A 7,127-nucleotide genomic window follows, 5' to 3' on the forward strand; every position below is an offset into this window, starting at 1 on the left:
GAAACGAACAATATGGAAAACGAAGTATTAAAAGCCATCCGTGAGCGCCGCTCCATCCGGCGCTTCAAACCCGAGCAGATCACGGACGAAGAACTGAAGACTATCCTTGAGGCCGGTACATGGGCTCCCACAGGCCATGGCTCCCAGGAACCATTTATCGTCGCCGTACAGAATGCCGACCAGCGTGCTACCCTCTCGAAGATTAATGCCGAGATCATGGGTGTCACCTCTGATCCTTTCTATGGCGCACCGACACAAGTCTATGTCTTCGCCGAGAAAGACTGTGACAACAATGTCAAGGATGGTAGTCTCATCCTCGGGACGATGATGCTCGCCGCTCATGCCACGGGCCTCGCCTCCTGCTGGATCAACCGCGTCGACCAAATGGTCAACTACCCAGAGATGCAGCAGTTCATGAAACAGTGGGGACTTCCCGACGGCCTCATCGGTGTCGGAAGCCTCGCCCTCGGCTATGCATCCTCACACCCCCACACCGTCAAGCCGCGCAAAGAGGACTATTACCGCATCATCAAGTAGGGACATGATTCATCATGATCCGCAACGAGATAGGATCATCACACGCTACAGATAGGGGCGGCCATTTTGGTCGCCCCTATTTTTTTGAAGTCATTTCTTTAATTCCGGGTACTGAATTCGTGTGTGATAGATAGCTTTAAGGCGCTCGATAAGCACCTCCTTTGCCATGGCGATATCACGGAAAGTGATGGGGGCCTCACGGAAGAAACCGTCGGCGACCTGGCCATCAATAATCTTGTTGACAAGACTGCTGATGCTCTCCTCCGTATATTCGGAAAGGGAACGAGAGGAGGCTTCCACCGCATCTGCCATCATCAGAATAGCCTGTTCCTTCGTTGACGGGTTCGGGCCAGGATAGGTAAACGGTGTGGGATCAACCTCCTCATCAGGATGCTCATTTTTATATTTTATATAGAAATACTTGCAGACGCCCTTGCCATGGTGGGTGAGGATAAAGTCCTTGATGATAGTTGGAATATTATATTGATCTGCGAGTTTCACGCCTTCCGTGACATGACTGATAATGATCTTTGCACTCTGCAGACACGTCAGGTTATCATGAGGGTTAACACCTGCCTGATTCTCCGTGAAATAGACCGGATTAATCATCTTACCGATATCATGATAAAGGGCACCGGTACGAACGAGAAGACTCTTGGCCCCGATACGACTGGCCACTTCGGCAGCAAGGTTACCAACGGTAACAGAATGCTGGAAAGTTCCCGGAGCAATCTCCGAGAGACTGCGCAGCACACCGCGATTCGTATTAGACAACTCGAAATAGGTCACGGAAGAGGTGAAGCCGAAGACCTTTTCGATAAGGTACATCAACGGGTAGGAGAGGAGCAGGAACACGCCATTGACAAGGAAGTGAACATACATGTTACTGTCCAAGAGAATCATATTGCTGTTCTGCATCAGCTGCATAGCGAAATAGACGGCAGCACTGGCGATGGTCACCCAGATCGCCGTCTTGAAGACCTGCGCTCGGTTTGTGAGTTCCCTCAAGGAGTAGATGGCCACGAGACCGGCAACGAGCTGTACGATAATGAACTCATACTGGTATTTTACGGCAGCGGCACAGATGAGGACCATCGTGACGTGTCCGATAAAAGCCGTACGGGAATCCATAAAGATACGGATGAACATCGGTGCCATAGCAAAGGGAAGAATATAGACACTGAAGAAGTTATGAGACATCATCAGCGACACACAGATCGGGAAGATCGTGATAAGCAGATAGAGCATGGCGATTTTCCTTGACTTCTCAAAATAGTCCTTCCGAAAGAGGGCGAGATAGGCCGTAAGGAGGATGACGAGCATTGCCACAAAGAGACACTGGCCGATGACCGTCGATGTAATCTCGGGTTTCGTAGCGCTGCGCCGCTTCATCTCCTTCTCAAAAGAATTGAGGACACGGTAATCATAATCGTTGACGATCTCACCACGGTCGATAATCTTCTGACCGCTCAGCACCATTCCCGAAGCGATCGGTATGGAACTCAACAAATCATTCCGCTCCGTGTCACTTCGTTTCTGGTCGAAGATCAGGTTCGGCTGGAGATAATCATTGAGATTCATGCGCTGGATGATGGGCCGCTCTTTCGACAGTAACTCATCGCGGTAGAGTTTCTCGTAGGCGTTGAGGGTGGAATAGACGCAGCTCACCATCGTCGGCTGAGCCTTATTGCCCACAACGATACGGATCATGCTCATCGTATCTCGAAAATTCATATTATACTCCGGCGTACTCATGATACCAGCCTGATAGAGACGGTGGAGACGGTCGACGATCGCATTCATATAACCGTCGGGCAGTCCGGCGACACCATCCTTATAGTCATTGAGGAATCGGCTGATCTGCTGCTGCTCCACTCTCGGGTCATAGTTGAAATAAGGCTGAAAGGTCTGCAGGATGGAGTCACGCTCATGCTTGATGGCCTCATCAGTCTTGTAGACGGGGAAATCAAACTTAGCGATGAAGGAGTTATACATCCACGGCTTGCCGATATCATAGCGGAACTGCCGGCCCTCGTTGCGGGGCAGGAACCATACAATGACAGCGACGGTGACGAAGACGAGTCCGATGCGGGAGAAGAAATTCTGCCACGAGAAGGACTTCTGGTGCTTGAAAATATTCATAAAACGTCCTATTCTACATTTGATGTTGCGAAAGTACAAAAAAAATATCCAAAACTCGAAAAAAAGGATTAATTTTGCAGAAAATTATATTTAAGCTATTTATATAAGCTATGTCAGAAAGAAAAGTTAGGGTGCGTTTTGCGCCAAGTCCTACGGGTGCTCTGCATATCGGCGGCGTCCGTACAGCATTGTATAATTATCTCTTTGCCCGTCAGCATGGCGGTGATCTGATCTTCCGTATCGAGGATACCGACAGTCACCGTTTCGTCCCCGGCGCCGAAGACTATATCATCGAGTCATTCAAATGGCTCGGCATCAAGTTCGATGAGGGTGTCGGCATTGGCGGTGACCATGGTCCCTACCGCCAGAGCGAGCGCCGTGACATCTATAAGAAATATGTCAAGCAGCTCCTTGATGCCGGCAAGGCCTATATCGCCTTCGATACTCCTGAGGAGCTGGAAAAGAAGCACGAGGAGATCAAGAACTTCCAGTATGACGCCCACACGCGTATGCAGATGCGCAACTCACTGACCCTGCCGAAGGAAGAGGTTGAACAACTGATCAATGACGGCAAGCAGTATACCGTCCGCTTTAAGATCGAGCCCGGAGAGGAAGTCCATGTCCACGATATGATCCGCGGTGATGTCAAGATCAAGAGTGACATCATCGATGATAAAGTCCTCTACAAGAGTGCTGACGAGCTGCCAACCTATCATTTGGCCAACATCGTCGACGATCACCTCATGGAAGTCACCCACGTCATCCGTGGTGAGGAGTGGCTGCCGAGTGCTCCGCTGCATGTTCTCCTCTACCGTGCTTTCGGCTGGGAGGATACGATGCCGCGCTTCGCCCATCTTCCGTTGTTGCTGAAGCCGGAAGGCAAGGGCAAGCTCAGCAAGCGTGACGGTGACCGTCTCGGCTTCCCTGTCTTCCCCCTGGAATGGCATGATCCGAAGACCGGCGAGGTCTCTACGGGCTACCGTGAGAGCGGCTATTTCCCCGAGGCCGTCATCAACTTCCTCGCCCTGCTCGGCTGGAACCCAGGTACCGACCAAGAGATCTTCAGCCTCGACGAGCTCGTGAAGGCTTTCGACATCACAAAGTGTTCGAAGAGCGGTGCGAAGTTCGACTATAAGAAAGGCATCTGGTTCAACCACGAGTATATTCTCCGCAAGAGCGACGAGGAGATTGCTAAGCTCTTTGCCCCCATTGTCGCCAATAATGGTGTTGATGCGTCTATGGAGCGCATCACTGAGGTCGTCCACATGATGAAGGACCGCGTGAACTTCGTCAAGGAGCTCTGGCCCCTCTGCTCCTTCTTCTTCATCGCGCCTACGGAGTATGACGAGAAGACGGTGAAGAAACGCTGGAAAGACTACAGCAAGCAACAGATGACGGAGCTGAAGACCGTCCTTGAAGGCATCGATGACTTTACTGTGGAAGGCCAGGAGCCCGTCGTGATGAAATGGGTGGAGGATAAAGGCTATAAGCTCGGCGACGTGATGAACGCCTTCCGTCTCGCCCTCGTCGGTATCGGCAAAGGCCCTGGCATGTTTGACATCTCCGCGTTCCTCGGCAAGGAGGAGACGCTGAAGCGCCTCCAGCGGGCTATAGACGTATTAGGATAGGCTATGTACGATCTGATCACCTATTTCATGCTGATGGGCGTCGCCGTGGCGAGCCTCTTCAGCAAGAAGGTCAGGCTGATGTGGCGGGGCGAGCGCGACGCCTTCCGTGTACTGAAGAAGAAGGTCGATCCCCACGCCCGTTACATCTGGTTTCACGCCGCCTCGCTGGGAGAGTTTGAGCAAGGACGCCCGCTGATGGAACAGATCCGTCGGGACCATCCGGAATACAAGATTCTCCTGACTTTCTTCTCTCCCTCCGGCTATGAGGTGAGGAAGAACTATCAGGGTGCCGACATCATCTGCTATATGCCCATCGACACGCGCCTGAACGCCATCCGCTTCCTGCGCCTCGTGCGGCCCGTCATGGCCTTCTTCATCAAGTATGAGTTCTGGTACAACTACCTGCATATTCTCAAGCACCGCGGCGTGCCGACCTACAGCGTGAGCAGTATCTTCCGGCCCGAACAGGTGTTCTTCAAATGGTATGGCAAGCTCGGCTACGGCCGTGTGTTAAAATGCTTCACGGAGTTCTTCGTGCAGAACGAGGAGAGCCGCCAGTTGCTGGCCTCTATCGGTATCACAAATGCGGAGGTCGTCGGCGACACACGCTTCGACCGTGTCATGCAGATCAAGGCGGCAGCGAAACAGTTGCCGATCGTAGAGGCTTTCGTAGGAAAGGGAACCAAGGAACAACCGCCCGTCTTTGTCGCCGGCAGCTCGTGGCCGCCCGATGAGGAGATCTTCATCAAGTATTTCAATCGTCATAAGGACTGGAAACTGATCATCGCGCCCCATGTCATCGGTGAGGATCACCTGAAACAGATTCTCGCCTTACTGGACAGAAAGGTCGTACGCTATACGCAGACGACACCGGAGGAGGCCGCTGCAGCCGACTGTCTCATCATCGACTGCTTCGGTCTGCTCAGCAGTGTCTACAACTATGGCACCGTGAGTTATGTCGGCGGTGGTTTCGGCGTGGGTATCCACAACACCCTCGAGGCTGCCGTATGGGACATCCCCGTGATCTTCGGTCCTAACAACAAGCGGTTCCAGGAAGCACAGGGACTGCTGAAGAGTGGCGGCGGCTTCGAGATACAAAACGATGCCGATTTCTCCCGCATCATGGATGCTTTCATCGCTGATCCTGTTCAGGCGGAACAGGCCGGAAAGAAAGCCGGCACTTTTGTGGCCAGCCTCTGCGGCGCGACACAACGGGTGCTCGACAACGTAAAATTCTAATCGCATGATTCACCGTAGGGGCGGCCCTTGTGGCCGTCCTAACCGCAATAAAGACAGAGTAACAGATTTTACATATACTGCGCTAAATATATGTCTGATCTGTTACTCTGTCTTTTTCTTCTAATTTTGTCAATACAATCGCCAATTTTCGAAGAAATTTCGTTTTTTTGGACAGTTTACTCCTATTTCGTAATTTTTATATACCTTTGCAGTATTCATCTAACTTTTAAAGGAAAAGGTATGAAAAGTAAGTTGGTACTGTTTGCGCTGGCATTGACTTTATCAATGCCCGCTTTCTCCCAGAACACCAGTCTGGAGAGCAAGTCGTTTAAAAACAATTACGTGTTATCTATAGGTGGTATGGCAACAACAAAGAACAAAGGTTGGGAGACGGGTTACCAACAGTGTAGGCCATGCTGACTGGAAAAACACGACCTACGACACCGACTTGATCCTCTCGCAGAACAAGCCCAACCACCGCATTGTCCCGTATCTCGGCCTGGGGTATGAATATAGTAATTCGCATACTTCCGGTATCCCGGACTATCGTGGAATAACGGGCGTGTTTGGTATCCGCTTTTAAACAGAATTGCTGTTGGGACATGATTCATCATGCTCCGCCGAAGCCCGGATATGTTTTCTGAAAATATCTAAGTGAAATATGTCAAAAGCCACTTACCGCAAACAAGGCTGAATGGAGAAGGAATGTCAACGATTGTGGCCGGCAGTATACTGGAGAAGACTGCCAACATGGGGCAGTTGCTTTCTCGTATCCCCGCAGTGTCTGCCCAAGACGGACAGATAGAAGTCTTTGGAAGAGGCACACCCGTTATTTACATTAATGGACGCAAGATGCAGGACAATATGGAGTTGGAACGCCTACAGCCAAGTGATATTCAGAAGATCGAGGTCATTACTAATCCCGGTGCCCGTTATGATGCCAGCGTGAAGAGCGTCATCCGCATCACCACAAAAAAAATACAGGGCGAAGGCTTCAGCTTTGATAACAACACTTCTTTCTGTGTCAATGAGGATGGGCGTCTGAGCTCCTATGAATCCTTTCAAGGTAACTATCGTAAGGGCGGCCTGGATATTAACGGCTTCCTGTATGGAGACTATACGCATACACCGGACAACAAACAGATCAATCAGTATTCCTATCTGGCGGATACATGGAAACAAACAACGGATGAAAATCAGTATTTCACAAACGTTAACCCTTATACCCGCATAGGTATCAGGTGAATTCAACTAGCAAGTGCAAATTTAAGCAATATTTTTGACAAAGGCTTCATCAGGCGAGAGAAATTTCAATTTAGCTCTTGGTCTTGTGTTAATTTGCCGTTGTATTTCCTTGATTTTTTGTTGGCTGACATTGTCAAAATCGGTCCCCTTGGGGATATACTGTCTGATGAGTCCGTTTGTGTTTTCAATGAGTCCCTTTTGCCATGGAGCATGAGGATCAGCGAAGTATACCTTGGCACCAAGTTTCTTGGTAATATACTCATGACAGAAGAACTCTGAGCCATTATCAGTGGTAATGGTTTTGATCAAATATTTATAGGGTTCAAGCAGGTGTAC

7 protein-coding genes are annotated in these 7,127 nt (G+C 50.3%); 5 read left to right on the top strand and 2 right to left on the bottom strand.

Going from position 1 to position 7,127, the window contains the following annotated elements; all coding sequences use genetic code 11:
- Nucleotides 1-12 precede the first annotated feature (12 nt).
- Nucleotides 13-537, top strand: coding sequence for a nitroreductase (locus G604_RS0104775; protein ID WP_028909559.1), 525 nt, complete (start codon nt 13-15; stop codon nt 535-537).
- Between the two features lie 90 nt (nt 538-627).
- On the opposite strand, the gene G604_RS0104780 is transcribed toward G604_RS0104775, so the two are convergent.
- A complete protein-coding gene (locus G604_RS0104780) occupies nt 628-2,679 on the bottom strand; it encodes an HD family phosphohydrolase (RefSeq protein ID WP_028909560.1) in 2,052 nt (683 codons plus the stop codon).
- A 110-nt stretch (nt 2,680-2,789) separates the two neighbouring features.
- Between G604_RS0104780 and gltX the strand changes: the two genes are divergently transcribed.
- From gltX to G604_RS14975, 4 genes are all read left to right on the top strand, one after another.
- The gene (gene gltX, locus G604_RS0104785; protein WP_028909561.1) at nt 2,790-4,307 is read left to right on the top strand and encodes a glutamate--tRNA ligase; all 1,518 of its coding nucleotides are present in this window, start codon (nt 2,790-2,792) and stop codon (nt 4,305-4,307) included.
- A 3-nt stretch (nt 4,308-4,310) separates the two neighbouring features.
- Nucleotides 4,311-5,546 (top strand): 3-deoxy-D-manno-octulosonic acid transferase, encoded by a 1,236-nt coding sequence (locus G604_RS0104790; RefSeq protein WP_028909562.1) that lies wholly within the window; start codon nt 4,311-4,313, stop codon nt 5,544-5,546.
- Nucleotides 5,547-5,901: 355 nt separating this feature from the next.
- The gene (locus tag G604_RS15165; RefSeq protein WP_155941854.1) at nt 5,902-6,129 is read left to right on the top strand and encodes a hypothetical protein; all 228 of its coding nucleotides are present in this window, start codon (nt 5,902-5,904) and stop codon (nt 6,127-6,129) included.
- 122 nt (nt 6,130-6,251) lie between these two features.
- Nucleotides 6,252-6,791 carry a TonB-dependent receptor plug domain-containing protein gene (locus G604_RS14975; RefSeq protein ID WP_155941855.1) on the top strand — a complete coding sequence of 180 codons (540 nt, stop codon included), beginning with the start codon at nt 6,252-6,254 and terminating at the stop codon, nt 6,789-6,791.
- A gap of 21 nt (nt 6,792-6,812) precedes the next feature.
- Here the strand turns inward: G604_RS14975 and G604_RS0104805 are convergent.
- The coding region (locus tag G604_RS0104805; protein ID WP_028909565.1) for an IS30 family transposase at nt 6,813-7,127 on the bottom strand (315 nt) is incomplete at its 5' end.

The sequence above is a fragment of the Prevotella sp. AGR2160 genome (genome assembly GCF_000424185.1).
GTDB lineage: Bacteria > Bacteroidota > Bacteroidia > Bacteroidales > Bacteroidaceae > Prevotella.